Source organism: Nocardioides sp. BP30 (assembly GCF_029873215.1).
In the GTDB taxonomy this organism is placed as follows: domain Bacteria; phylum Actinomycetota; class Actinomycetes; order Propionibacteriales; family Nocardioidaceae; genus Nocardioides.
In genome coordinates this window covers 3,708,534-3,733,266 of the sequence record NZ_CP123620.1, presented here as the reverse complement: position 1 = coordinate 3,733,266, position 24,733 = coordinate 3,708,534, and the positions used below count along the sequence as shown (strand labels likewise).

The window sequence follows — 24,733 nt, the reverse complement described above, 5'->3', positions numbered from 1 at the left end:
CTCGCCGTCTACTGGAGCCGGCGCATGCGCTGCGGAAGCACCACCAGCAGGCCGACCAGCACCAGCCCGAGGACGATCCCAGCGGTGATGGCCGCAGCGCGATGCCACACCACGTCGAACACCAGCATCGCGATGCCGTCGACCAACAGCGCCAGCGTGGTCAGCACCGCTGTCAGCAGCCGTTGCGCCGCCTCGACCACGCGGTCCTTGACCTGACGGCCGGTCAGCCGCTGGTGCACCGCGACGGCTGTCATCACGAACGCCGTCGTCAGCAGGGCGAGCACCACCAGCACGAGGTAGAGGCCCCGCTGGAAGTCGTCGAGCGTGGTGAACCGGCTCTGGAACGGCAGCGTGAGCAGGAAGCCGGAGGTCAGCTGCGCACCCGTCTGCATGACCCTGAGCTCCTGCAGCAGATCGTCGAAGAGCCGGTCCATCCGCTCCGCGTGCGTCTCGTCCCGGCCGTCGGGCTGGTCGTCGGGTCGGTCGTCGGGCTGGTCGTCGGGCTGGTCGTCGGGTCGGTCGTCGGGTCGGTGCTCGGTCTGGTCATCGGTCCCGGCGGCGGACCGTTCCGTCGAAGAGTCCATCTCCTCCGGGTTGCCCGGCGTCGGGTGGTAGAAACCCGGCATGCCTTCCGTGACCGGGTGGACCCGGGGAGAGACGCTCAGCCCTGCCCACCGGCGGCGGCTGCTCGGTGCCGGTGTCGACCCCGAGGTCCTCGGCGTACTGACCCTCCGGCGGGTGCTCGACCCGCTGCCGGGGTGGTGGCACGACGGCGGGAACGCGCTCTACCTCGGTGAGGGCGCGGTGGTGGACCCGGCGCTGGTCGGGCGGCTGGCCCTCTATCCCTTCGCCGACGCCCTGGTCGTGGTCGCGGCCGACCTGACCAACCTCGTCTCGCTGCTGGTCGGGGGTGACGAGGCGACCGTGTTCCTCGGCCCCGGCACCGAGCTGACCGCCGGTGAGATCTACTGCGGGGCCCGTTCCGCCGTCGTCCTCGACGGTGCTGTCCTCGCCACCCGGTGCGCCGTCATCGACGCCCGCAACGGCGGCTCGATCATCGCCCGGACCGATCAGCTCTGGGCGGCCGACGTCTACGTCGCCACCGACGACATGCACCGGCTCGAGGACGTCGTCACGGGGGAGCGGATCAACCCGTACGGCGCCACCATCCGGCTCGGTCGCCACGTCTGGCTGGGCCGCGACGCGGTGGTGACCGGTCACGTCGACATCGGTGACGGTGCCGTCGTCGGGGCGCGCAGCCTGGTGCGGGGTCAGAAGGTGCCCGCGCGGACCGCCGTCGCCGGTACCCCGGCGCGGATCATCCGCGAGGGGGTCACGTGGCGCGAGGACGACGCCCCCTGATCGTCACCAACGGTTAACACTCCATCGGCCGGGGAGCGTTCCGGGCTTCAACCCGGCTCGGGACCGTGGGGACATGCCTCTCGTCATCGGCCACCGTGGCGCCCCGGGCCATCTCGCCGAGCACTCGCTGGAGTCCTACCGCCTCGCCATCCGGATGGGTGCCGACGCGGTCGAGACCGACATCGTGATGAGCAGCGACGGCGTCCTCGTCGTCCGCCACGAGAACGAGCTGTCCCGCACCACCGACGTGGCGTCGCGACCGGAGTTCGCCGGCCGGCACACGGTCCGGCAGGTCGGCGACAAGCTTTGCCGCGGCTGGTTCACCGAGGACTTCACCTTCGCCGAGCTGCGCTCGCTGCACGCCCCCACGGCGTACGACCCGATCATCAGCCTCGACGAGCTGCTGCTGCTCGTCGCCGAGGAGTCGGCGCGGATGGGCCGCCGGATCGGGCTGCACATCGAGGTCAAGCACCCCGCCTACTTCGCGGCGGCCGGGCTGCCGATGGTGGGTCCGCTCCTGCAGACCCTGCGCGACCACGGTGTCGACCGGCCGGCCACGCGGGTCTGGATCCAGTCCTTCGACCCGGAGTTCGTCCGCCGGATGGACCCGTTGACCTCCTTGCCGCTGGTGCAGCTGGTCGACGAGACCTGGGGACGGATCGACTGCCACGCGATAGCGGCGTACGCCGACGCCATCGGTCCCCGTCGCACCATGGTGCTCAGCGCCGACGGTGCGGTCAGGCCGCTGCTCGCCGAGGCGCACCGCGCCGGCCTCAAGGTGTTCGTCTGGACGCTGCGTGGCCCGGTCGGCGCACACCGCGCGATGCTGGCCACCGGCGTCGACGGGGTCTTCACCGACTACGCGGACAGGGCCGTCGAGGCGCTGGCGCGCACCGTGGTGGGCGAGCCCGCCTAGCAGCCGAGGCGTCACCTTCCGCGGGTCGAGTGGCCGCGGAGGTGGACACTCGACCCGCGAAAGGTGACGTCTCGGCGTCAGCGGCCCACGCCGTGGCGGCGCAGGCCCGAGATCGCCACAGCGATCAGGCCGACCCCGCCGCCGATGACCCACGGCAGCGGCAACAGCCAGCGGATGTCGGTCCCGGTCACGGTGTCGCTCTGCACCAGCGCCCAGCCGCCGACGATCGCGAGGAAGACCAGGCCCATCACGAGGTGGCCGACATTGATCGGATGGGAGCCCGTACGCCGCTGACCCTCGTCGTGGCGAGGCCGCTCGCCCGGCTCGGGATCGACCGCCTCCTCGAGCAGCTCGGTGCGCTCCGGCTGCTCCGGCTCAGCGGGCAGGGATCGGGTCTCGTCACTCATCGCTGGTCTCCACGGTGATCTGGCCGACGTTGAGGTCGGCGTGGATGTAGAGGGGAACGCTGGTCAGGCTGCCGGTGACCGAGCCGCTGTTGCGGGGGTGGATGCCACCGTGGCCCTCACCGAAGATCTCGACCTGCCCCGGCCCCTTGACCACACCCTCGGCCGTGGTCGAGATCTGTGGGGGGACGACGATCTCGATGCTGCCGACGTGGCCGGTCACGGAGACGGAGCGGCCGGAGAGCGCGGTGGGGTCGCTCACCTGGGAGAGGTCGAGCCGGAGCTCGCCGGTGCCGAGGTGGTACTCGGTGCGCAGGGCCGCGGTCGAAGTCGGGGTGTAGTGCACGCTGCGCCCGTGTCCGTCGAGCTGCCACTTGTCCGCGGCCAGGCTGCCGACCAGGACGAGGCTGGTCACGAAGCCGAGCAGGATCAGGCCGCCCGCCCGGCCCCAGAACGCGCCCACGACGAGCATCAGGCCGATGATCCCCACCGCGAGCGCCGGGTACGCCGGACCGGCGACCGAGGCCCCGGCCAGGTCGACGATCCCGAGCACCCCCTCCGCCAGCGCGATCAGCGCGATGGTGAACCAGAAGAGGATCGGACCGCGCTTGCGGGGGTTGGTCGGAGCGACGGGTACGTCGTCGGGCGCCGGCACCTGGGGCGGAGCCTGCTGCGTCTGCTGCGTCTGCTGCGTCGCGGGCGGGGTGGCACCGGCCGGCTCCCGTCGCCCCGGCAGCCGGAGCTCGCCGCGGCGCTCGCTGATGATGAGCAGCGCGATCACCGCGATCACGAAGACGGGCCACGGTGCGTGCAGGTGCCCGGCCGTGTCGCCGAGCAGCGCCACCGTGGCCAGGGCCGCCACGCCGTAGAGCACGAAGGCGCGACTGCGCTCGTCGAGCCGCACGATCGCAGACCGCTTGCCCTCCTGGGGCACGAACAACCAGGCGCCGATGTAGAGGATCAGGCCGGCGCCGCCGAAGAAGATCAGCACGACGAGGGCCACCCGGACGACGATCGGGTCGATCTGGAAGTGCCGCGCCAGCCCTCCGCCCACGCCGGCGATGTGCCGGTCGTCGCGGCTGCGCCGCAGGTTGCCGAGGTGGTGCGACGCGGGCGCCCCGGCAGGTGTGCCGGGACCCGGATCGTGCGGGGCATCGGTCGGAGTCGTGGTCATGTCCCCAGCCTCCCGGGCGCGGCGCCGTACGGCCATCGGGGAGTCCCCTGATCCTCCGGAGCGGCCCCGAGGCCGGGATCAGGGATGTTCCTCATGGAACCGCGCGCGCGTCGCGTGTGACGATGGCTCCACGATGAGCGAGCTCCCGTTGCCTCCCAAGGCCTATCGCGACACCGAGACCGGCATCGTCGGTGGGGTGGCCGCGGGCCTGGCCGAGCACCTGCGGGTGGCGGTGATGTGGGTACGGGTCTTCTTCGTCGCCACCGCCCTGCTCAGCGGGCTCGGCGTGCTGCTCTACGCCGGGCTGTGGCTGTTCCTGCCCGCCGCCCCGGCGCACGAGCCGGGCACTCCCGGTGCCGAGAGCGCGCGGCGCGGCGGCCGCCGGCCGGGCCGGATCCGGCGGCTCACCGACGCCGGCCCCGCCATCGCGCTGGTCGTGCTGGGCTTCGGCGGCGTCCTGCTGGTGGAGTCCGCGCTGGGCATCGGCACGCTCTTCTGGCCGGTGGTCATCGCCGTCGCGGGTGTCGCACTGCTGTGGCGGCAGGCCGACGAGGCACAGCGGGCGCGCTGGCTCGACGCCGGGGAGCGCCTCGACCCGGTCGCGCTGGTGTTCGGCCGCGGGGGCTGGGCGTCCTACGTCCGGGTGGCCGCCGGCATGCTCCTCGTACTGGTCGCCTTCGGGCTCTTCTCGCTGCGCGGAGGCTCGGCGGGGGATGCGGGACAGCTCCTGGGCGCCTTCCTCCTCGGCTTCGCCGGCATCGGCGTCATCGTCGGACCGTGGGCGCTGCGGTTGGTCTCCGACCTCGGTGCCGAGCGCGCCGAGCGGGTGCGCACCCAGGAGCGGGCCGACGTGGCCGCGCATCTGCACGACTCGGTCCTGCAGACGCTCGCGTTGATCCAGAACAACGCCGACGACCCGGTCACCGTCGCACGGCTCGCCCGCTCGCAGGAGCGCGACCTGCGGTCGTGGCTGTACGCCGACAGCGTCTCGCCCGACGCCAGCATCGCCGCCGCGCTGCGGCAGGTGGCGGCCGAGGTGGAGGACGTCCACGGTGTCGCGGTCGACGTGGTGGCTGTCGGTGACCGGCCGCTGACGGCGACGCTGCGGCCGATCGTCGCGGCCACGCGCGAGGCCGTCACCAACGCCGCCAAGCACGCAGCGGTGGCACGGGTGGACGTCTATGCCGAGGTGAACCCCGGTGCGGTCGAGGTGTTCGTCCGCGACCGCGGCGTCGGCTTCGCGCTGGCGGAGGTCTCCGAGGACCGCCACGGCGTACGGGACTCGATCCGGGCGCGGATGGAGCGGCACGGAGGCAGTGCCGAGATCAGGACCGGCCCCGGCGAGGGCACCGAGGTGCGGCTGCGGATGCCGTGCGGGGAGAGTGAGGAGGCGAGATGAGCGTGCGAGTGGTGGTCGTGGACGACCACGCGATGTTCCGCAGCGGGGTGCGGGCCGAGCTCGCGGAGCAGCCGGGGATCGAGGTGGTCGCCGAGGCCGAGGACGTCGACAGCGCCGTCGCGGCGGTGGCGAGCCGGCAGCCCGACGTGGTGCTCCTCGACGTCCACCTGCCCGGCGGCGGTGGTGTCGAGGTGATGCGACGGGCGCCGAGCGTCGACGGGCGGCCGCGCTACCTGGCGCTGTCGGTCAGCGACGCGGCCGAGGACGTGATCGGGACCATCCGCGGCGGGGCGCGTGGCTATGTCACCAAGACGATCACGGGCCCCGAGCTGGCCGCCGCCATCGAGCGCGTCGCGGGCGGCGACGCCGTGTTCTCGCCCCGGCTCGCGGGCTTCGTGCTCGACGCCTTCTCCGGCGTGATCGAGGTGGCGGCGGTCGACGAGGACCTGGACCGGCTGACCGAGCGGGAGCGCGAGGTGATGCGGCTGATCGCGCGCGGCTACTCCTACAAGGAGGTCGCCAGGGAGCTGTTCATCTCGATCAAGACGGTCGAGACCCACATGTCCAGCGTGCTGCGCAAGCTGCAGCTCTCCTCCCGGCACGAGCTGACCCGCTGGGCCTCCGACCGCCGCCTGCTCTGAGTCGAGACGTCACCTTCTGCTGACCGAGTGGCCGATCGTACGGCGGGGCCGCGCCGGTGCGCCGCCGACATCTAGCCCTCCTCGATCCGCAGCGTCAGCTCCTTGAGCAGGGCGGCCAGCGTGTGCCTCTGGGCGGGGGTCAGAACGCCGAAGAGCTCGTCCTCGGCACGTCCGCGCAGCCGCATCGCGCTGCGCCAGACGTCGCGGCCTGCCGCGGTGGCCTCGATGTGCACCCGGCGCCTGTCGGCGGGGTCGGCGCGGCGCTCCACCCACCCGGACCGCTCGAGGCCGTCGAGGCGGCCGGTCATGCCTGCGTTGCTGATGCCGAGGTCCTCGGCCAGCTGCGAGGGGCTGGCACGGCCGGGGGTGTCGCGGATCATCAGCACGTGCAGCGTGTCGTACTCGAAGTCCTGCAGCCCGACCTCGGTCACGGCCTGTTGCTTGGTGCGCTGCAGGTGCGCCCGCACCCGGTTGATCCGGACGGTGATGGCCTCGACGTCGTCGTCGAAGTCGATGTCGATCCAGTGGTCGCGCCAGCGCTCGACGTGCCGGTCGGCCCAGTCCTCGCCCTCCATGCCCCGACCTTATTCGTTGGCGAATAGTTTGTCAGCGAACTATTCTGCGGGACATGAGCATCGTGGCGCTCGAGCGCTCCGGCGTGCTGCGTCATCGCGAGTTCCGGCTCCTGGCCGGGGGCAGCGCCGTCAGCTCCTTCGGCAACGCCATCACGCCGGTGGCGCTGGCCTTCGCCGTACTCGACCTGGGTGGGAGCGCCGCCGAGCTGGGACTGGTCGAGGCGGCGTTCAGCGCCGCCGAGGTGCTCACGACCCTGCTGGGTGGCGTTCTCGGCGACCGGGTCTCGCGTCGGCTGATGATGCAGGGCTCGTCGATGGGCAGTGCGTCGATCCAGGCGGTGCTGGCACTGACCCTGGTGCTGCACCACGCCTCGATCGGAGGCCTCACCGCCCTCGGGATGATCGCCGGTGTGCTCTCAGCGCTGAGCGGACCGGCCTCGAAGGCCGTCACCCGGATGACGGTGCCCGAAGCGGACCTGGCCGGCGCCGTCGCCACCCGAGCGCTCCTGCAGCAGCTCGCCATGACCATCGGGTACGCCGTGGGCGGGATCCTCGTGGCGGCCGTCGACGCCGGCTGGGCGATCATGATCGACGCGGCGACGTTCGGCGTCGCCGCGGTGTGCTTCTCCCGGCTGCGGATCCCGGATCTGGCCGCCGGCCCGCGGGGTACGGTCGTGGCCGAGCTGGGCGAAGGTGCGCGGGAGGTGCTGCGGCACGCCTGGCTCTGGCTGCTGATCGGCCAGGCCCTGCTCTACCACTTCTTCTTCGGCGGTGCCCAGAACGTCCTCGGACCCATCGTGGTCGGCGAGGGCATGGGCCGGGCCGCCTGGGGCGCGGCCCTGGCCTGGCTGATGGTCGGGTTCGTCGTGGGCGGCCTGATCTGCCTGCGCTGGCGCCCGCGCCGCTCCCTGTTCATCGGCACCATGCTGCTCGCCACGACGGCGCTGTTCCCCCTGGCGATGGCGCTCGCGCCGACGCCGCCGCTGGTGTGGGCCGGCGCCTTCCTGCACGGCGTCGGACTCTCCATCTTCTCGGTCTTCTGGGACCTGGCGATCCAGCAGAACGTGGCGGACGACAAGCTGTCGCGGGTCTACGCCTTCGACCTGGTGGGCTCGTTCGTCGCTCGGCCGCTGGGACTCGCGCTGACCGGTCCGGTCGCCGAAGCGGTCGGCTTCGAGCGGTGGTTGGTCGTCGTCGCCGCGGTGATCGGCGGGTCGAGCCTGCTGACGCTGCTCTCGGGCGACGTACGCCGGCTCGAGCTGCGCCGCTGAGTCGGGAACTGTCGGCCCGGCGACCTAGGCTTGCCCCAGCATGAGTACGCCCGAACCCGCCGCCCTGTTCGCCCTGCCCGAGGAGCGCCCTGCTCGCCGCGGCCCGAGCCGCGACGAGCTGCTCGCCGGGCTCAACCCGCCGCAGAGCGCCGCCGTCACCCACGAGGGCGTGCCGCTGCTGGTGGTGGCGGGCGCGGGGTCGGGCAAGACCCGCGTGCTCACCCGGCGGATCGCCTGGCTGATCAGCGAGCGGGGTGCCCATCCGGGCTCGATCCTGGCGATCACCTTCACCAACAAGGCGGCCGCCGAGATGAAGGAGCGCGTCGAGGACCTGGTCGGCAAGCGCGCCCGGATCATGTGGGTCAGCACCTTCCACAGCGCCTGCGTCCGGATCCTGCGCAAGGAGATCGACAAGCTCGGCTACAAGTCCAACTTCACGATCTACGACGCGCAGGACCAGAAGCGGTTGATGGGTCTCGTGGTCGGCGACCTGGATCTCGACCCGCGCCGCTACCAGCCGGCCCAGGTGCTGCACTGGGTCAGCGACCAGAAGAACGAGCTGCGCACCGCCGAGGACGCCACCAAGGACGCGAAGAACCAGCTCGAGGAGAGCTACGCCGCGGCGTACACGCTCTACCAGCGCCGCCTGACCGAGGCGAACGCGCTCGACTTCGACGACCTCATCATGACCACGGTGCACCTGTTCCGGCAGTTCCCGGAGGTGCGCGAGACCTACCGGCGGCGGTTCCGGCACGTGCTGGTCGACGAGTACCAGGACACCAACCACGCGCAGTACGCGCTGATCCACGAGCTGTGTGCCGACGATCCGGAGGACCTCGACCCCACCTCGCCGCGCAGTGAGCCGGCCGAGCTGATGGTGGTCGGCGACGCGGACCAGTCGATCTACGCCTTCCGCGGCGCCAACATCCGCAACATCCTCGACTTCGAGCAGGACTTCCCCAACGCCACCTCGATCCTGCTCGAGCAGAACTACCGCTCCACCCAGACCATCCTGACCGCCGCCAACGCCGTCATCACGCACAACAAGGGTCGCAAGGAGAAGCGGCTGTGGAGCGAGGCCGGCGACGGTGAGCGGATCGTCGGCTACGTCGCCGACGACGAGCGGGACGAGGCCCGCTTCGTCAGCGACGAGATCGACAAGCTGGTCGACGCCGGCCACAAGGCCAGCGACGTGGCGGTCTTCTACCGGACCAACGCGCAGAGCCGCGTCTTCGAAGAGGTGTTCATCCGCACCGGGCAGCCCTACAAGGTCGTCGGCGGGGTGCGGTTCTACGAGCGGCGCGAGGTGCGCGACGCGCTCGCCTATCTGCGCACCCTGGCCAACCCGGCGGACCAGGTCTCCCTGCGCCGGATCCTCAACACCCCCAAGCGGGGGATCGGCGACCGCGCGGTCGAGTGCGTGGACGCGCTCGCCCAACGCGAGGGCCTGACGTTCTGGGAGGCCCTCCAGCGCGCCGACGACGCGCCCGGGCTGGCCACCCGCAGCGCCGCCAACATCCGCACCTTCGTCGGCATGATCACCGAGCTGCAGTCGATGGTGGCGGGCGGCGAGCGTCCCGACGTGGTCCTCGAGTCGACCCTGGCTCGCTCGGGGTACCTCGAGGAGCTCGAGGCCAGCGACGACCCCCAGGACGCGACCCGGGTGGAGAACCTGGCCGAGCTCGTCGCGGTCGCCCGGGAGTTCTCCGACGACCCGGTCGCGGGGCCCTCTGCGGATCCCGCCGACGTGGACGCCGGCATCCTCTCCCCGGGTCTGGACGACTTCCTGGAGCGGGTGGCGCTGGTCGCCGACTCCGACTCGATCCCCGAGGGCGAGGACGGGGTGGTCACCTTGATGACCCTGCACACCGCCAAGGGGCTGGAGTTCCCGGTGGTCTTCCTCACCGGCATGGAGGACGGGGTCTTCCCACACTCTCGTGCCCTCGGCGACACCACCGAGCTGGAGGAGGAGCGACGGTTGGCCTACGTCGGGATCACCCGAGCCCGCGAGCGCCTGTTCCTCTCCCGCGCGGTGGTCCGGTCGGCGTGGGGTGCACCGGCGCACAACCCCGCGAGCCGGTTCCTCGACGAGCTCCCGGTCGACCTGGTCGACTGGCGTCGTACGGAGGCGGCGATGACGAAGTGGTCGCGTCCGGATCTGGGCGGCGAGCGGTTCGGCAACGGGCTGGGCACCATCACCGGCACCGGACGCCGCAACTTCTCCTCCGCAGCGATCCGCGCCGACGCCGCTGCGAAGTCCAAGCCGGCTCGCGAGGTGCCCGCGCTGGTCCCCGGGGACCGGGTCACGCACGACACGTTCGGCCTCGGGAGCGTGGTCTCGATCGAGGGCGTGGCCGACAAGACGGTCGCCTCGATCGACTTCGGGACCCAGGGCGTCAAGCGCCTGCTGCTGCGCTACGCCCCCGTCCAGAAGCTCTGATCGCGGGACGGAGGCCCGATTCGAGCGGGACGGAGGCCCGATTCGAGCGGGACGGAGGCCCGATTCGAGCGGGACGGAGGCCCGAATCAACGCGCGAGCGACTCCGCCCAGCTCGAGGCCGGCGGGTCGGTGCGGCGCAGCCGACGGATGCCTCGCAGGTCCTCCAGCACCGTCGAGACGATGTCGACGCGCGAGTCGGGGTCGTCGGTCCAGATGACCGGTACCTCGTGGATCCGCATCCCCGCCCGCTGCGCCAGCACCAGCAACTCGGTGTCGAAGAACCAGCCGTCGTCCTCGACGCGCGGCAGCAGCCGCTGCGCGGCCTCCCGGCGGATCGCCTTGAAGCCGCACTGGGCGTCGCTGAAGCGGGCGCCGAGCCGCCAGCGCAGCAACCGGTTGTAACCGCGGGAGAGGAGCTCGCGCTTCGGCCCCCGCCGCACCGTGCTCTCGAAGTGCAGGCGCGAACCGATCGCGACGTCGGCCTGGTCGCTGAGCAGCGGCGTGATCAGCGGCAGGAACGCCCGCAGGTCGGTCGAGAGGTCGACGTCCATGTAGCAGAGGACCTCGGCGTACGACGCCGTCCAGGCAGCCTTGATGGCGCGCCCGCGTCCCTTCTCGGCCAGCCGCACCGCCGCCACGTCCTCGAACTCCTCCACCAGCCCCTGGGCGATCGCCCAGGTGTGGTCGGTGCTGGCGTTGTCGACCACCACGATCCGGTAGCTGGACGACAGCTCCCGTAGGAAGGCGTGGACGCGTCGCACGCAGGCAGCGAGCTGGACCTGCTCGTTGTGGACCGGGATCACGACCTCGAGGGTGCTCATGTGTTGTCTCCTGTGGTGGTGGAGGTGGCGGCCGTGCTGGTGCTCGGCTGGGTGAGGTCGTAGACGGTGGAGCTGCCCACGGTCTGCGCGGTGTAGTGCGAGGTGACCCACTGCTCGATCGACGAGCTGGACCCGCTGCTCCCGCCGTTGCTGCCACCGCCGAAGCCTCGGCCGCCGAATCCGCTGCTGCTGGCGATGTAGTAGTGGATCCTGCCCTCGGAGACCCACTGCTCGAACTGGGCCAGGGTCGGGCCGTTGGCGGTGCTGTTGAAGCCTCCGATCGCGATGACCGACGTTCCGGTCGCCAGCTCGTAGCTCGCCGCGTTCTGCGACCCGCTCACCGCGGCACTCCAGGTGTAGGACGAGGCGTCCTTCGTCAGCAGGCTCTTCAGCTGGCTGTTCACCGTCGCGCCGTCGAGCAGACCGCCCCCGCCGCCGGCGCCGCCGCGACCGCCGAAGCCGCCACCGGGGAAGCCGCCGGCCTGACCGGTGGTCCCGCCGGTGGTCCCGCCGCCGGGGAAGCCGCCTCCGGGGAAGCCGCCTCCGCCGAAGCCGCCCTGCGCACCGTTCTGCCCGGAGCCCGGCCGGCCACCGCCCTGGCGGCCCGGTCCGCCGCCGAAGCCGCCGCCGAAGCCCATCGAGGTGACCGGGCCGGCGGTGACGATCGAGCCGGTGTGGGGCGAGCGGATCGTGTCGATGGAGTACGCCGCCGGCCCGACGAACATCCCCAGCACCGCTCCGACCAGCACCGCGGTGGTGAGGCGGCGCCGCCAGGGGAGCAGCAGGGCGGCGGTGCCGGCCAGGCCGAGGAGGAGCACCAGCCAGCGCAGGGCGTCGTACGGCTGCTCGTGCGACTGGTGCAGGAGCACGAACGCCCAGATCGCGCTCGCCGCCAGGGCGGCTGCGAGGGCCGCGCGAGCCGGCCACGCCGCACGGCGCTGCCACAGGATCGCGGCACCGATCGTCGCCGTCATCGCTATCCACGGCGCCAGCGCGACGGTGTAGTAGTCGTGGTAGATGCCGGCCATGGAGGAGAAGACCAGGCCGGTGGTGAGCATCGCCAGGCCCGTCATCAGCAGGGCGGCGCGGGGTAGGTCGGTGCGCGGCGCGCGACCGCGTGCGACGACGCCGGCGACGAGCACGATCAACGCGGCGGGCAGCAGCCAGGCGACCATCCCGCCCGAGACGCCCTGGAACAGACGCAGCACGCCCACGCCGCTGCTGAAGCCGGCATTGCCGTGGCCGCCGGTCTCGTTGCCGTTGAGCCGGCCGAGGCCGTTGTAGCCGAAGGCCAGCTGCAGGATGGAGTTGTCGGTCGAGCCGTCGATGTAGGGCCTGGCCGAGGCGGGCACGATCTCCACGATCGCCACCCACCACCCCATGCTGACGACCATGGCGGCGAGGCCGCCGAGCAGGTGGAGGATCCGCTTGCGCAGACCGGTCGGCGCGGCCAGCAGGTAGACCAGGGCGAAGGCCGGCAGCACCAGGAACGCCTGCAGCATCTTGGTGAGGAAGCCGAAGCCGAGGAGTACGCCGGCCAGCAGCACCAGCCGGCCCGACGCCCGCTCGGTGGCGCGCAGGACGACGTACCCCGCGGCGGTGAGCAGGAAGAGCAGCATCGCGTCGGGGTTGTTGAACCGGAACATCAGCGCCGCGGCGGGGGTGAGCGCTGTGGCCGCACCGGCGATGATGCCGGCGACGTGGCCGTTGACCCGGCGTACGGTCAAGAAGACCAGGTAGACAGTGGCGACGCCCAGCAGCGCTTCGGGGACCAGGATGCTCCACGAACTCATCCCGAAGATCCGCACCGAGAGGCCCATCAGCCACAGCGACGCCGGTGGCTTGTCGACGGTGATCGCGTTGCCTGCGTCCAGGGAGCCGAAGAACCAGGCCTTCCAGCTCTGCGATCCGGCCTGGGCAGCGGCGGAGTAGAAGGAGTTGGCGTAGCCGGACTCCGAGAGCGTCCAGAGGTAGGCGAGCGCGGTACCGGCCAGCAGGGCGAGCAGGGATCCACCACGCCAGCCGAGCAGGCGGCGGCGGGTGGCGGCCGGCGCGACCGGTGCCATCGGCGGAGCGAAGGTCGTCATGCCTCCACGGTGCCAAGCCGGACTGATACGCGGGTGAGGCGTTGCTGAACGCTGCCCTCGAAAACCGTCAAGTCTTCGTCAAGCCTCGAGGCCCGAGTCAACCGGGACGGAGGCCCGACTCAACCGGGACGGAGGCCCGAGTCAACCGGGACGGAGGCCCGAGTCGGCTACTGGTTGGCGTCGGGGTCGATGCCGTGCGCCTTGAGGGCGGTGTCCGGGTCGACCGGGTCGCCGCCGCCGGGGCGGACCTCGAGGTGCACGTGCGGGCCGGTGGTGTTGCCGGTCGAGCCGACGTATCCGATGACCTCGCCCTCGGTGACCTTCTCGCCGACGGTGGCGCCGAAGCGGACCTGGTGGGCGTACCAGAGCTCGGTGCCGTCGGGCAGGGTCTCGACGGTGCGGTTGCCGTAGGCACCCGCCCAGCCGACCTCGGTGATGGTGCCCCCGGCGACCGCGTGGATCTCGGTGCCGGTGGGGCAGGCGAAGTCGAGGCCGGTGTGCACGCTGGCCCACAGCCCGCTCACGTCGTCGAAGCGGCCGGTGAGGTGGTAGCCGCCCGCCGTGATGGGCAACCCCCACTGGTTGGCGGCCTTGAACTGGTCCTGCGTGGTCGCCTTGTCGTTGATCTTGGTCAGCGCCTTGTTGCGCTCCTCGACCGCCTGGTCGGCGGCGGCGCTGGTGCTGCGGTCGCTGCTGCGCGAGACAGTGGCGCTGCGACCGGCGGGCGCGCCGACCCGGCCGACGTCGCTGGCACCGGCGAGGGCGCTGGCCGCCACGAAGCTGTCGTGGGTGGTGTGGGCCGGAGCGTGCGCCGCGGTGACGGCACCACCGACGGCGATCGCCAGCGAGGCGACGCCGAGGGCGAGCGGCGCCGAGGGGAGCCGCTTGAACAGCGGGTTGCCGGTGCGGGCACCGGTGCCGCCGCCGGCGCGGCGCTTGCCGATCGAGACGATCGGAAGGTGGGAGGTGGTCTCGGCACCGAAGTCGGTGGCGTAGGCGGCCGTCTCCTCGAAGGGCGGCAGCGAGCCGGTGTCGATCCGCAGGTCGCGCCACGCCGTGGTCTCGACAGTGCTCTCGGTCGCCGTCTGGAGGACCGAGGTCGCCAGGTGTTCCAGCGGCTTGACGAGCTCGGTCTCGACCGGCTCGATCACCGCGGGAGCGTCCTGCGTGAACGTGCGCCGCGGAGCCGGTACGCCGAGCGGGGCGGCCGCCTCGAGGGCCGGAGCGGGAGCCTGGGCCGGCGCGGCCGCGGCGACCGACAGAGCGGTCAGGACGGCGTGCTGGACCTCCGCGGGCGGCTCCTCGACGGGAACGGCCGCCCGGCGCTTGCCGACATACGGCGCGGCCGGCGGGGTTTGCGCCTCAGCCTGAGCGGGAACCTCCACGATCGTAGCGGCGCGCCGCCGCCCCACGTAGGAGGACGTCTCAGGGGTCTCTTCCGAGGGGTGGCTGTCGACGACGACATCCGCTCGGTGGTTACCCATGTGTTCACTGCTCCGCTGCTCGGGGTTCAGACGGCGAGCCATGACTCTAACGGACCGTTCGGGCCCGTCAAGAATCGCCTACCCCCGGATTCGGCAGCGCTCGTCTCGATCTGACCGTATGGCGTGCATCACGTCAAGGCCCCGGGGGTCGTCGTGGGGTCCGGGCAGGGCTAGTGTGCCGGAGGATCACCGAGCGAACGCGTCGCCTCTGCGCGCCTGCCGCTCGCCCGATACAACCGACATAGAGACATGGTGGATCAGTGGATCTGATGGAGTACCAGGCGAAGGAGCTCTTCGCCAAGCACGGTGTCGCAACCACCCTCGGTGTGGTCGTCGAGACCGCCGAGGACGCCCGGGCCGCCGCGGAGCGGATCGGCGGCGTGACCGTCATCAAGGCGCAGGTCAAGGCCGGCGGCCGCGGCAAGGCGGGCGGCGTCAAGCTCGCCAAGACAGCCGACGAGGCCTTCGAGCACGCGAGCAACATCCTCGGCATGGAGATCAAGGGTCTGCGCGTCAACCGCGTCCTGGTCACCCCGGCGACGCCGCCCCAGGAGGAGTACTACTTCTCGTTCCTGCTGGACCGGTCGAACCGTCAGTACCTGTGCATCGCATCGGTCGAGGGCGGCGTGGAGATCGAGGAGGTCGCCAAGACCAACCCCGACGCCGTCAAGCAGATCGGCATCGACCCGGGCCAGGGCGTCGACGAGGCCAAGGCCCGCGAGATCGCCACCACCGCGGCGTTCCCCGAGGCGGTCTTCGAGCAGGCCGTGGAGCTCATCCAGGCGCTGTACAAGACGTTCGTCGAGGAGGACGCGACCCTCGTCGAGGTCAACCCGCTCGCCCGCCTGGAGGGCGACAAGCTCGAGGCACTCGACGGCAAGATCTCGCTGGACGACAACGCCTCCGAGGTCCGTCACCCCGAGCACGAGGAGTTCGAGATCCGTGAGGAGGCCGACCCGCTCGAGGCGAAGGCCAAGGACCTCGGTCTCAACTACGTGAAGCTCGACGGCCAGGTCGGCATCATCGGCAACGGCGCGGGCCTCGTGATGAGCACCCTCGACGTGGTCGCCTACGCCGGCGAGGCGCACGGGGGCGTCAAGCCCGCCAACTTCCTCGACATCGGTGGCGGGGCCAACGCCCAGGTGATGGCCAACGGCCTCGACGTCATCCTCAACGACGACCAGGTCAAGGCCGTGTTCGTCAACGTCTTCGGCGGCATCACCGCCTGCGACGAGGTGGCCAACGGCATCAAGGGCGCGCTCGAGCTGCTCGGCGACAAGGCCACCAAGCCGCTCGTCGTCCGCCTCGACGGCAACAACGTCGAGCTCGGCCGCCAGATCCTGACCGACCTCAACCACCCGCTCGTCACCGTCGTCGACACCATGGACGGCGGCGCCGACAAGGCGGCCGAGCTGGCCAACTCCGACAAGCAGAGCGCCTGAGGCGGGGGAGAAGAAGAATGAGCATCTACCTCAACAAGGACAGCAAGGTCATCGTCCAGGGCATCACCGGCGGCATGGGTGCCAAGCACACCGCCCTGATGCTCGACTCCGGCGCGCAGATCGTCGGCGGTGTCAACGCCCGTAAGGCCGGGAGCACCGTCACCCACAAGGACGCCAACGGCGCCGACGTCGATCTGCCGGTGTTCGGCACGGTCAAGGAGGCCATCGAGGCCACCGGCGCCAACGTCTCGGTCCTCTTCGTACCGCCGGCCTTCACCAAGGACGCCGCCATCGAGGCCATCGACGCCGAGATGCCGCTGATCGTCGTCATCACCGAGGGCGTGCCCGTCCAGGACAGCGCCGAGGTGTGGAGCTACCTCCAGGGCAAGAAGACCCGGATGATCGGGCCGAACTGTCCCGGCATCATCACCCCGGGCGAGTCGCTGGCCGGCATCACGCCGCACACCATCGCCGGCAAGGGCCCGATCGGGCTGGTCTCCAAGTCCGGCACGCTGACCTACCAGATGATGTACGAGCTGCGTGACTTCGGCTTCTCGACCGCCATCGGCATCGGCGGTGACCCGATCATCGGTACGACGCACATCGACGCCCTGCAGGCCTTCGAGGACGACCCGGAGACCAAGGCGATCGTGATGATCGGCGAGATCGGCGGCGACGCCGAGGAGCGCGCCGCGGCGTACATCAAGGAGCACATCACCAAGCCGGTCGTCGGCTACGTGGCGGGCTTCACCGCGCCGGAGGGCAAGACCATGGGTCACGCCGGTGCGATCGTGTCCGGCTCGGCCGGCACGGCTGCCGCGAAGAAGGAGGCCCTCGAGGCCGTCGGCGTCAAGGTCGGCAAGACGCCGTCTGAGACCGCCGAGCTCATGCGGGAGATCATGAAGAACATCTGAGTCGCGTCCGACTCGAGGGGTGCCCCGGTTGCTTCGGCAGCCGGGGCACTCCTGTCTTCCGGAGCACGTCGAGACGTCACCTTTCGCGAGCCGAGTGGCCGACTCGGTCCCCCAGAACTGACCTCTCGGGCGTTCCCGCCCTACCGGAGGTAGGTCAGCCGCAGGGCGGCCCGCTGGGCGAGTGCGGTGAAGTCGGCGTCGGTCATGGTGACCTTGCTGGAGGGGACGAACCCGACCTGGGTGACGCCGGCGCCGTTGCGCACGATCGCCATCAGGTAGACGACCGAGGCGGTGGGGGAGGTCTCGACCCGGACCCGCCAGGCGGTGATGTCGACGCCGGCGGTGGAGGTGGTCGTGAGCTGGGTGACGTGGCTGCCGAGGTCCTTCTTGGGACAGCTGGCGAGCTTCTTGCGGATGCCGTCGACGAACGTGGAGGCGGCCTTCGCCTTGCCGAAGTCGCCCATGGTCTGGGTGAGGCCGAACTGGGGTGCCAGCCCCTGGGCGGTGGGGATCACGAACGAGCGGGTCAGCGCGTGGGTGATGCCGGCGCCGGTGAAGGTCGCCTCGTCGCAGCGGGTGGCGGCGACGTTGGTGCTGGCCGTGGTCGGAGCGGTGCCCACCCAGGGCTCCTCGACGCCGGTCACGGGCGGGAGGTCGACCTCGTTCATCAGGGCCGGCTCGGCACCTGAGGCCGGTGGCGGCGCGGCGGCCGCGACAGGCTGCGTCGTACAGGCTCCTGCGCCGGGCTGGCGGCACAGCTGTTGCACGGCGGTGCCGAGCAGCGAGGTCACGCCCGAGGTCGCCGGGGCGTCGCTCTTCGCCACCGGGATGGTGCCGGTGACAGCGGTGGTGAGCACCCCCGTGCGGGCCACCCCGACGGCGATCGTGCGCTCCGGGGAGGTCCAGTTGCGCAGCAGCAGGACGGTGGCCTGGTCGCCGAGACCGCTGACCCGTTCGGTGGCCAGGAGCTGCACCCGGCTGTCGCGGCAGCCGCCGTACCAGCCGAGCGTCTTGGTGTACGCCGCCTGGGCGGCCGTCGACGTCGCGGAGGCGAGCGTGGTCTGGGCGGCGGTGATGGTCTTCTTGTCGCCGACGAACGTGCGCGCCAGGGCGGCTCGCGGGTGCGGGTCGGCCAGCGCACCGCGCTGGCAGGGCAGCGCCACCGCACCGTTGTCGTCGTCCGAGGTCAGCGTGGTCATCCAGGCGCCGCCGAGCGCGCTCCCGACCTGCTCGGGCTGGGCCAGGGTGTCGGCGCTCAGCCGGTAGGTGGCCGCCGCCGCGGCGGTGGTGGCGTCGTCGCGGTGGTGCAGCGAGAGGTTGCCCAGGCTCGGCCGGTCGCCGGCGGCGTCGGTCACGGCGATGCCCGATCCGGCGAACGCCGCGACCGCCAGGACCAGCCCCACCGCTGTATGCGTACGTCGCCGCGCGGCGCCGGCGCGGGTGAGGATCGTGGGACGCGGCCACCGCACCGACTCCACGGTCGGGACCAGCGACTCGAAGCTGGGCTGGACGTCGGCGGGCAGCGCGCTGCGGGCCAGCATGAAGTCGCTGGTCGCGGCGCGCAGCGCCTGCTCGGCGCGGATCTGGGTGATGCCGACCTCGCGCGCGACGGCGTCCTCGCTGATGGTGGTCAGGTGCGCGAGGAGCAGCACCTTGCGCTGCTCGAGCGGGAGCCGGCTCAGTGCCTCTAGGGTGGCCTGGGCATCCTCGTCGCCCTCCTTGGGGCGGTGGAAGTGCGGCACCGAGTGCCGGCGCAGCGCGTGCCGCCAGGCGAGCGGGCGGACCCAGTTCTCCCGCTCGACCGGGTCGAGGCGGCCGATCTTGCGCCAGTGGTGCCAGCCGATGACGAGGGCGTCCTGTACCGCCTTGCGGCCGGCGGTCAGGTCACCGGTCAGGGCCCAGGTCTGGAGCAGCAGGCGGCTGCGGACGTCCTTGTAGAACGTCTCGAACTCGAGGGCGTGGCGCTGCTTGCTGCTCATGGGCAGGGGACACGTTAGCCGTGGCGCGGTGAGGGTGCCCCATCGGTGAGGGTGTCCTCGGGTGGACTGCGGCGAGTCTCCCCGGAGCCGTCGAGCGCTCGGGCGAGGATGGTCGCGATGACCTCCTTGCTCCCTCCCTCCACCCGGCGCCGTACCGATGCCGAGCTGCGCGCCGACCTCCGGTGGCGCCGGCCGCTCGCGCTGGTGGCGACCTTGGGTGGGGTCGCGGCTGCGGTCTCCACGCTGCTGGTCTGCCTCGCCGTCGGCGTGGTGGGCTGGTTCCTCACCGACGCCGGCGCGCACGGCACGCCGTCGGGAGCGCTGCGGGTCGGCGCGCTCGGCTGGCTGGCCGGGCACGGCTCGGGCGTGGTGGTGCAGGGCGTGCGGCTGACCGCCGTACCGCTGGGGCTGACCCTGGTCCTGGCCTGGTCGATGTGGCGCTTCGGCCTGCGGGTGGGCGACTCGGTCGCCGAGCACGGGCCCGACCATCACGGCCTGGCCGACGGCGAGCGGGACTGGACGGTGCCCGCTGCGACCGGCCTCTTCACCCTGGGGTACGTCGTGACGGCGCTCGTGGTCGCGGCCTTCGCCGGCTCCGCCGCGACCGCCCCCGCGCAGGGACGGGTGGTGCTGTGGTCGCTGCTGCTGTGCGTGCTCGCCGGCGGCAGCGGGATCGCCGTCGGCTCGGGCCGCGCCGCGGTCCGGATGGCGCTGCTGCCGCCGGTGGTGCGCTCGACGTTCGCGATGGTGCGGGTCCTGCTGCTGGCGTGGCTCGGCGTCTCCGCCCTGGTCTTCGCCGCCGCCTTCGTCATCGACGGCGACACGGCGCTCAACGTGATGTCGCAGCTGCACCTCGGTCCCGGCCCCGGCGTGCTGTACGTGGGCCTGATGCTGCTGGTGGTGCCGAACGCGACCCTGTTCTCCAGCTCCTACTTGCTCGGGCCGGGCTTCACCGTCGGCACGCACACCCTCGTGACGCCGACGGTGGTCAGCCTCGGCCCGCTGCCGATGTTCCCGCTGCTGGCCGCGCTGCCCGACAACGGTCCCACGCCTGCCTGGACGCCGTACCTCCTCGCGCTCGCGCCGATCGTGGCCGTCGTGGCGGTGGTCATCGTGCAGCGCCGGCAGCCGACGCTCCGCTGGGACCACGGCGCCGTCCGAGGCTTGGCGGCCGGTGTGCTCAGCGCCGTCGCGATAGCGATCCTGGCCGGCCTGGCCGGAGGAGCCGTCGGCCCCGGGCGGATGGCCGACGTCGGCCCGCTGGCCTTCGACACCCTCGTCCACGGCGTCACCTCGTTCGGCATCGGCGGCCTGCTCGCCGGTACGGCGATGACCGCGTGGCGGCGTCGCCGCGCCGGCCGGACCGCCGAGGTGACCGACGAGGTGATCGACGAGGTGGCCGCCGAGGACTCCGCGGGGGCCTGAGCCCGGCCCTAGACTCCCGGCGTGACCGCTCGCCTCGTCGTCCTCGTCTCCGGCTCCGGGACCAACCTCCAGGCCCTCCTCGACGCCTGCGCCGACCCGGACTTCGGTGCTCGGGTGGTGGCGGTCGGTGCCGACCGTGACGGCATCCTCGGCCTGGAGCGTGCCGAGACCGCCGGGGTGCCGACCTTCGTGGCACGGCTCAAGGACTTCACCGACCGCGAGCGCTGGGACCAGGCGCTGGCGGACAAGGTGGCGGCTTTCGAGCCGGACCTGGTGATCTCGGCCGGCTTCATGAAGCTGCTCGGGCCGGCGTTCCTGGCCCGTTTCGGCGGTCGGACGATCAACACCCATCCCGCCCTGTCGCCGTCGTTCCCCGGCACCAGCGGCCCCGCCGACGCCCTGGCGTACGGGGTCAAGGTGACCGGCTGCACGCTGTTCGTGGTCGACGAAGGGGTGGACACCGGTGCGATCGTGGCGCAGACAGCCGTCCCCGTGGAGCCGGACGACACCGTCGAGGTGCTTCACGAGCGGATCAAGGTCGCCGAGCGCGCGATGCTCGTCGAGACCGTCGGTCGGATGGCCCGGGAGGGCTTCACCGTCGAGGGTCGACGGGTTCGCTTCGGCGGCTGAGCGCTCGCTAGACTGCCCGGACACGACTGGCGCGGGTGGGTCAACCACCAGGGAGTGTGTGAGCCGGCATCGTCCGCCTGGGTGCCGCCCTTCATCGACCACTAGGAGTCAGTGATGGCCGGACAGCAGGACACGATCCAGATCAGGCGGGCCCTCGTGTCCGTCTTCGACAAGACCGGGCTCGACGAGCTGGTCACCGGCCTGCACGCGGCAGGCGTCGAGCTCGTCTCCACCGGCGGCTCCGCCGCCCTGATCGAGTCGCTCGGCCTGCCGGTGACCAAGGTCGAGGACCTGACCGGCTTCCCCGAGTGCCTCGACGGCCGGGTCAAGACGCTGCACCCGCGTGTCCACGCCGGCATCCTGGCCGACCGCCGGCTGGCGTCGCACGAGGCCCAGCTCGCCGAGCTCGGCGTGGAGCCGTTCGACCTCGTCGTGGTCAACCTCTACCCGTTCGCCGCCACGGTCGCGGCCGGTGGCACCCCCGAGGAGATCATCGAGAAGATCGACATCGGCGGTCCCTCGATGGTCCGCGCCGCGGCCAAGAACCACCCTTCGGTCGCGATCGTGACCGACGGTGCCGACTACGCGAAGGCTGTCGAGGCCGCGCAGGGCGACGGCTTCAGCTACCAGGAGCGCAAGGCGCTGGCCGCGAAGGCCTTCGTGCACACCGCCACCTACGACGTCCACGTCGCCTCCTGGATGGGCTCGGTCCTGACCGACTCCGCCGAGGGCACCGGCTTCCCCGCCTGGATCGGTGCCACCTGGGACAAGCAGTCGGTGCTCCGCTACGGCGAGAACCCGCACCAGAGGGCAGCGCTGTACGCGAACGGCTCCGGCGTGACCGGGCTGGCCCAGGCCGAGCAGCTGCACGGCAAGGAGATGTCGTACAACAACTACGTCGACACCGACGCCGCGCGCCGTGCTGCGAACGACTTCACCGAGCCGGCGGTGGCGATCATCAAGCACGCCAACCCGTGCGGCATTGCTGTCGGTGCCGACATCGCCGAGGCGCATCGCAAGGCGAACGCGTGCGACCCGGTCAGCGCCTTCGGCGGCGTGATCGCCGCCAACCGGACGGTCACCAAGACGATGGCCGAGCAGCTGCGGGAGACGTTCACCGAGGCGATCGTCGCTCCGGCGTACGACGACGACGCGCTCGAGGTGTTGCGGACCCTTCCGCGAGGCGGCAAGAACATCCGGATCCTCGTGGCGCCCGTGACCGTCGGCGCTGCTGTCGAGACCCGGGCGATCTCCGGCGGCCTGCTGGTGCAGGAGGTCGACCACGTCGACGCCGAGGGCGACGACGTCTCCACCTGGACGCTCGCCACCGGCGAGGCTGCCGACGAGCAGACGCTGGCCGACCTGGCCTTCGCGTGGAAGGCCTGTCGTGCGGCGAAGTCGAACGCGATCCTGCTGGCCAAGGACGGCGGCGCGGTCGGCATCGGGATGGGCCAGGTCAACCGGGTCGACTCGTGCCGGCTCGCGGTCGAGCGGGCGAACACGCTGGCCGGGGACGAGGCCCGTGCCGAGGGCGCGGTCGCGGCCTCGGACGCGTTCTTCCCCTTCGAGGACGGCCCGCAGATCCTGATCGACGCCCGGGTGAAGGCGATCGTGCAGCCGGGTGGGTCGGTGCGCGACGAGCTGACCATCGAGGCCTGCAAGAAGGCCGGCGTGACCATGTACTTCACCGGCACCCGCCACTTCTTCCACTGATCGGGGACGCGACATGACCGCACAGAAGCTGGACGGCAGCGCCACCGCGAAGGCGATCAAGGACGAGCTCCGCGAGCGCGTGGCCGCGCTGCATGCGCGCGGGATCCGCCCGGGTCTCGGCACCATCCTGGTCGGCAACGACCCGGGCTCGACGTGGTACGTCAACGGCAAGCACAAGGACTGCGCCGAGGTCGGCATCGAGTCCATCCGCATCGACCTGCCCGAGACCGCCACCCAGGACGAGATCGAGGAGGCTGTCCGCACCCTCAACGACGATCCTGCCTGCACCGGCTACATCGTCCAGCTCCCGCTGCCCCAGGGCATCGACGAGAACCGCGTCCTCGGCCTGATCGACCCCGCGAAGGATGCCGACGGCCTGCATCCGACCAATCTGGGCTGGCTGGTGCTGGGTCGGGAGGCCCCGCTGCCGTGCACGCCGTTCGGCATCGTGGAGCTGCTGCGCCGCCACGGCGTGCAGCTCGACGGGGCCGAGGTCGTCGTCGTCGGCCGCGGCGTCACGGTGGGCCGGCCGCTGGGGCTGCTGCTCACCCGGCGCAGCGAGAACGCCACCGTCACGCTGTGCCACACCGGCACCCGGGACCTGGCCGCGCACACCCGCACGGCCGACATCGTGGTCGCTGCGGCCGGCGTGCCCGGGATCATCACGGCCGAGATGGTCAAGCCGGGTGCGGCCCTGCTCGACGTCGGCGTCTCCCGCGTCGAAGGCAAGATCGCCGGCGACCTCGCCGCCGACGTCTGGGACGTGGCCGGCTGGGTCTCGCCCAACCCGGGCGGCGTCGGTCCCATGACGCGAGCGATGCTGCTCTCGAACGTCGTGATCAACGCCGAGAAGGCGAACGCGTAACTTGGCCTCTGTGACTCCTCTCTCCGACGGCCCGGCGCACGAGCCGCGGCCGGCGGTGCCCGACGCGCCGGCGCCTCGCGGCGCCGCCGACCCGGCCGGCCCGGAGGCGCCGGAGGCCACGCAGGCGCCGGTGCCGCCGCCCATCGCGATCGTGGCGGAGGAGCGGCGCTACCCCTCCACGATCGGTGGGCTGTTCTACCTCGGCATCCTCGCGCTCACCGTGCTGGCGCTGGTCGTCGCGGGGCTCGGCCACTGGCGCGGTGGCGTGCACATCCTCGCGGTGGCGATGGTGGCCGCCTCCGTCCTGCGGGCCGTGCTGCGCAGGCGTGACACCGGGATGCTGGCGGTGCGCAGCCGCTGGTTCGACGTCTCGTTGCTGGGTGCGGTGGGCATCGCGCTGTGGGTGCTGGCCAGCACCATCCCCGCCCAGGGCTAGAGCGTGGCCCGCGTGCGCCCGTCGGCGGGCTCGGTGGCGCGCTCGGTGGGGCGCTCGGTGGCTGGGTGCCTGCTCGCCGTCGCCCTCACCGCCTGCGGCACCGGTGCGCAGCCCTATCCGCCCAGCGGCGTCGACGAGCTGGTCATCCCGACCCCGTCACCGCGGCCCGCGGACTTCGTCGACCGGATCGACAATGTCTGGCTCCCGCTGCGTCCGGGCCGGACGTGGGTGTACGACGTGACGCGCATCGGCTACCCGAACGCGGAGCGAACGGTGAGCGTCCTGCCTGCTCCCGTACGTGTCGACGGCATCAGTGCCACGGCTGTGCGCACCGTGCTCACCCGCCCGGGGGAGACCGCCTCGACGCGCACCGACTACTACGCCCAGGACACCCGCGGGGACGTGTGGTGGCTCGGCCAACAGGGCTGGTGGCAGGCCGGACAGGAAGGCGCGCGGGCGGGGCTGATCCTCACCGCCACGCCCCGACTGGGCGACGGCTATCGTGCCGGCTACCTGAAGGGCGTCGTCGAGGACGTGATCACCGTCGTGCAGGCCAAGCCGGTGGTGGCGCTGGAGCGGACCTCCGCGCTCAGCCCCGGCGCGTCGGTCTGGGACACCTACCGCAAGGGCGTCGGGCTCGTCGACCGGCTGGACAACAGCACCGGCGAGCACGACACCCTGCGGCGGTAGGCACAGGACCGAACGTGCGGAGCGCCGCGCTCACGAGGTGAGCGCGGCGCTCCGCGAGACGACGG

22 protein-coding genes and 1 riboswitch are annotated in these 24,733 nt (G+C 71.8%); of the genes, 14 read left to right on the top strand and 8 right to left on the bottom strand.

Features of this window, described 5'->3' with window-relative positions; all coding sequences use genetic code 11:
• Positions 1–8: 8 nt before the first annotated feature.
• Positions 9–584 carry a DUF6328 family protein gene (locus P5P86_RS17570; protein WP_280608742.1) on the bottom strand — a complete coding sequence of 192 codons (576 nt, stop codon included), beginning with the start codon at positions 582–584 and terminating at the stop codon, positions 9–11.
• A 40-nt stretch (positions 585–624) separates the two neighbouring features.
• Between P5P86_RS17570 and P5P86_RS17565 the strand changes: the two genes are divergently transcribed.
• Positions 625–1,362 carry an acyltransferase gene (locus tag P5P86_RS17565; RefSeq protein ID WP_280608741.1) on the top strand — a complete coding sequence of 246 codons (738 nt, stop codon included), beginning with the start codon at positions 625–627 and terminating at the stop codon, positions 1,360–1,362.
• A gap of 73 nt (positions 1,363–1,435) precedes the next feature.
• Positions 1,436–2,278: a glycerophosphodiester phosphodiesterase family protein gene (locus P5P86_RS17560; protein ID WP_280608740.1), complete on the top strand. Its 843-nt coding sequence runs from the start codon at positions 1,436–1,438 to the stop codon at positions 2,276–2,278.
• Positions 2,279–2,355: 77 nt separating this feature from the next.
• Here P5P86_RS17560 and P5P86_RS17555 read toward each other — a convergent pair whose 3' ends face one another.
• Together P5P86_RS17555 and P5P86_RS17550 are read right to left on the bottom strand one after the other, a co-directional pair.
• A complete protein-coding gene (locus tag P5P86_RS17555; protein ID WP_280608739.1) occupies positions 2,356–2,685 on the bottom strand; it encodes a hypothetical protein in 330 nt (109 codons plus the stop codon).
• Entirely contained in the window at positions 2,678–3,856 is a 1,179-nt protein-coding gene (locus P5P86_RS17550) for a PspC domain-containing protein (RefSeq protein WP_280608738.1), read from the bottom strand. The genes P5P86_RS17555 and P5P86_RS17550 overlap by 8 nt, the downstream gene beginning before the upstream one ends.
• Positions 3,857–3,989: 133 nt before the next feature.
• Between P5P86_RS17550 and P5P86_RS17545 the strand changes: the two genes are divergently transcribed.
• Together P5P86_RS17545 and P5P86_RS17540 are read left to right on the top strand one after the other, a co-directional pair.
• Positions 3,990–5,255 (top strand): ATP-binding protein, encoded by a 1,266-nt coding sequence (locus P5P86_RS17545; RefSeq protein ID WP_280608737.1) that lies wholly within the window; start codon positions 3,990–3,992, stop codon positions 5,253–5,255.
• On the top strand, positions 5,252–5,896 hold the full coding sequence (locus P5P86_RS17540) for a LuxR C-terminal-related transcriptional regulator (protein ID WP_280608736.1): 645 nt from the start codon (positions 5,252–5,254) through the stop codon (positions 5,894–5,896). The genes P5P86_RS17545 and P5P86_RS17540 overlap by 4 nt, the downstream gene beginning before the upstream one ends.
• A 71-nt stretch (positions 5,897–5,967) precedes the next feature.
• Here P5P86_RS17540 and P5P86_RS17535 read toward each other — a convergent pair whose 3' ends face one another.
• Entirely contained in the window at positions 5,968–6,471 is a 504-nt protein-coding gene (locus tag P5P86_RS17535) for a MarR family winged helix-turn-helix transcriptional regulator (RefSeq protein ID WP_280608735.1), read from the bottom strand.
• Between the two features lie 53 nt (positions 6,472–6,524).
• Here P5P86_RS17535 and P5P86_RS17530 point away from each other — a divergent pair, with 53 nt between their 5' ends.
• Positions 6,525–7,742: an MFS transporter gene (locus tag P5P86_RS17530; RefSeq protein ID WP_280608734.1), complete on the top strand. Its 1,218-nt coding sequence runs from the start codon at positions 6,525–6,527 to the stop codon at positions 7,740–7,742.
• Between the two features lie 40 nt (positions 7,743–7,782).
• Complete coding sequence (pcrA, locus tag P5P86_RS17525; protein ID WP_280608733.1) at positions 7,783–10,182, top strand: DNA helicase PcrA; 2,400 nt, start codon at positions 7,783–7,785, stop codon at positions 10,180–10,182.
• Between the two features lie 86 nt (positions 10,183–10,268).
• Here the strand turns inward: pcrA and P5P86_RS17520 are convergent, their stop codons facing one another.
• From P5P86_RS17520 to P5P86_RS17510, 3 genes are all read right to left on the bottom strand, one after another.
• Complete coding sequence (locus P5P86_RS17520) at positions 10,269–11,003, bottom strand: dolichyl-phosphate beta-glucosyltransferase (protein ID WP_280608732.1); 735 nt, start codon at positions 11,001–11,003, stop codon at positions 10,269–10,271.
• Positions 11,000–13,090: a glycosyltransferase family 39 protein gene (locus P5P86_RS17515; protein ID WP_280608731.1), complete on the bottom strand. Its 2,091-nt coding sequence runs from the start codon at positions 13,088–13,090 to the stop codon at positions 11,000–11,002. The genes P5P86_RS17520 and P5P86_RS17515 overlap by 4 nt, the downstream gene beginning before the upstream one ends.
• Before the next feature lie 167 nt (positions 13,091–13,257).
• Entirely contained in the window at positions 13,258–14,574 is a 1,317-nt protein-coding gene (locus P5P86_RS17510) for a M23 family metallopeptidase (protein WP_280608730.1), read from the bottom strand.
• A gap of 260 nt (positions 14,575–14,834) precedes the next feature.
• On the opposite strand from P5P86_RS17510, the gene sucC reads away from it, so the two are divergent.
• Positions 14,835–16,016 carry an ADP-forming succinate--CoA ligase subunit beta gene (sucC, locus tag P5P86_RS17505; RefSeq protein ID WP_280608729.1) on the top strand — a complete coding sequence of 394 codons (1,182 nt, stop codon included), beginning with the start codon at positions 14,835–14,837 and terminating at the stop codon, positions 16,014–16,016.
• A 17-nt stretch (positions 16,017–16,033) separates the two neighbouring features.
• On the top strand, positions 16,034–16,930 hold the full coding sequence (gene sucD / locus P5P86_RS17500; RefSeq protein ID WP_280608728.1) for a succinate--CoA ligase subunit alpha: 897 nt from the start codon (positions 16,034–16,036) through the stop codon (positions 16,928–16,930).
• A gap of 140 nt (positions 16,931–17,070) precedes the next feature.
• Here the strand turns inward: sucD and P5P86_RS17495 are convergent, their stop codons facing one another.
• Positions 17,071–18,909, bottom strand: a complete 1,839-nt coding sequence (locus tag P5P86_RS17495; protein ID WP_280608727.1) for a SigE family RNA polymerase sigma factor — start codon at positions 18,907–18,909, stop codon at positions 17,071–17,073.
• A gap of 117 nt (positions 18,910–19,026) precedes the next feature.
• On the opposite strand from P5P86_RS17495, the gene P5P86_RS17490 reads away from it, so the two are divergent.
• The 6 genes from P5P86_RS17490 (at position 19,027) to P5P86_RS17465 (ending at position 24,668) form a co-directional block, all read left to right on the top strand.
• Complete coding sequence (locus P5P86_RS17490) at positions 19,027–20,334, top strand: cell division protein PerM (protein ID WP_280608726.1); 1,308 nt, start codon at positions 19,027–19,029, stop codon at positions 20,332–20,334.
• 21 nt (positions 20,335–20,355) lie between these two features.
• Positions 20,356–20,964 carry a phosphoribosylglycinamide formyltransferase gene (purN, locus tag P5P86_RS17485; protein WP_280608725.1) on the top strand — a complete coding sequence of 203 codons (609 nt, stop codon included), beginning with the start codon at positions 20,356–20,358 and terminating at the stop codon, positions 20,962–20,964.
• 12 nt (positions 20,965–20,976) lie between these two features.
• Positions 20,977–21,054, top strand: a riboswitch (ZMP/ZTP riboswitch).
• Between the two features lie 24 nt (positions 21,055–21,078).
• Entirely contained in the window at positions 21,079–22,677 is a 1,599-nt protein-coding gene (purH, locus tag P5P86_RS17480; RefSeq protein WP_280608724.1) for a bifunctional phosphoribosylaminoimidazolecarboxamide formyltransferase/IMP cyclohydrolase, read from the top strand.
• A 13-nt stretch (positions 22,678–22,690) separates the two neighbouring features.
• On the top strand, positions 22,691–23,542 hold the full coding sequence (locus P5P86_RS17475) for a bifunctional methylenetetrahydrofolate dehydrogenase/methenyltetrahydrofolate cyclohydrolase (RefSeq protein WP_280608723.1): 852 nt from the start codon (positions 22,691–22,693) through the stop codon (positions 23,540–23,542).
• Between the two features lie 10 nt (positions 23,543–23,552).
• Positions 23,553–23,978, top strand: a complete 426-nt coding sequence (locus P5P86_RS17470) for a DUF3017 domain-containing protein (RefSeq protein WP_280608722.1) — start codon at positions 23,553–23,555, stop codon at positions 23,976–23,978.
• 3 nt (positions 23,979–23,981) lie between these two features.
• Positions 23,982–24,668 (top strand): hypothetical protein, encoded by a 687-nt coding sequence (locus P5P86_RS17465; protein WP_280608721.1) that lies wholly within the window; start codon positions 23,982–23,984, stop codon positions 24,666–24,668.
• The last annotated feature ends 65 nt before the right edge of the window (positions 24,669–24,733 follow it).

What these genes read in the sequence shown, in the direction of transcription:
- P5P86_RS17570 (WP_280608742.1), bottom strand. Translation starts at nt 584, where the DNA reads ATGGACTCTTCGACGGAACGGTCCGCCGCCGGGACCGATGACCAGACC.
- P5P86_RS17565 (WP_280608741.1), top strand. Translation starts at nt 625, where the DNA reads ATGCCTTCCGTGACCGGGTGGACCCGGGGAGAGACGCTCAGCCCTGCC.
- P5P86_RS17560 (WP_280608740.1), top strand. Translation starts at nt 1,436, where the DNA reads ATGCCTCTCGTCATCGGCCACCGTGGCGCCCCGGGCCATCTCGCCGAG.
- P5P86_RS17555 (WP_280608739.1), bottom strand. Translation starts at nt 2,685, where the DNA reads ATGAGTGACGAGACCCGATCCCTGCCCGCTGAGCCGGAGCAGCCGGAG.
- P5P86_RS17550 (WP_280608738.1), bottom strand. Translation starts at nt 3,856, where the DNA reads ATGACCACGACTCCGACCGATGCCCCGCACGATCCGGGTCCCGGCACA.
- P5P86_RS17545 (WP_280608737.1), top strand. Translation starts at nt 3,990, where the DNA reads ATGAGCGAGCTCCCGTTGCCTCCCAAGGCCTATCGCGACACCGAGACC.
- P5P86_RS17540 (WP_280608736.1), top strand. Translation starts at nt 5,252, where the DNA reads ATGAGCGTGCGAGTGGTGGTCGTGGACGACCACGCGATGTTCCGCAGC.
- P5P86_RS17535 (WP_280608735.1), bottom strand. Translation starts at nt 6,471, where the DNA reads ATGGAGGGCGAGGACTGGGCCGACCGGCACGTCGAGCGCTGGCGCGAC.
- P5P86_RS17530 (WP_280608734.1), top strand. Translation starts at nt 6,525, where the DNA reads ATGAGCATCGTGGCGCTCGAGCGCTCCGGCGTGCTGCGTCATCGCGAG.
- pcrA (WP_280608733.1), top strand. Translation starts at nt 7,783, where the DNA reads ATGAGTACGCCCGAACCCGCCGCCCTGTTCGCCCTGCCCGAGGAGCGC.
- P5P86_RS17520 (WP_280608732.1), bottom strand. Translation starts at nt 11,003, where the DNA reads ATGAGCACCCTCGAGGTCGTGATCCCGGTCCACAACGAGCAGGTCCAG.
- P5P86_RS17515 (WP_280608731.1), bottom strand. Translation starts at nt 13,090, where the DNA reads ATGACGACCTTCGCTCCGCCGATGGCACCGGTCGCGCCGGCCGCCACC.
- P5P86_RS17510 (WP_280608730.1), bottom strand. Translation starts at nt 14,574, where the DNA reads ATGGGTAACCACCGAGCGGATGTCGTCGTCGACAGCCACCCCTCGGAA.
- sucD (WP_280608728.1), top strand. Translation starts at nt 16,034, where the DNA reads ATGAGCATCTACCTCAACAAGGACAGCAAGGTCATCGTCCAGGGCATC.
- P5P86_RS17495 (WP_280608727.1), bottom strand. Translation starts at nt 18,909, where the DNA reads ATGAGCAGCAAGCAGCGCCACGCCCTCGAGTTCGAGACGTTCTACAAG.
- P5P86_RS17490 (WP_280608726.1), top strand. Translation starts at nt 19,027, where the DNA reads ATGACCTCCTTGCTCCCTCCCTCCACCCGGCGCCGTACCGATGCCGAG.
- purH (WP_280608724.1), top strand. Translation starts at nt 21,079, where the DNA reads ATGGCCGGACAGCAGGACACGATCCAGATCAGGCGGGCCCTCGTGTCC.
- P5P86_RS17475 (WP_280608723.1), top strand. Translation starts at nt 22,691, where the DNA reads ATGACCGCACAGAAGCTGGACGGCAGCGCCACCGCGAAGGCGATCAAG.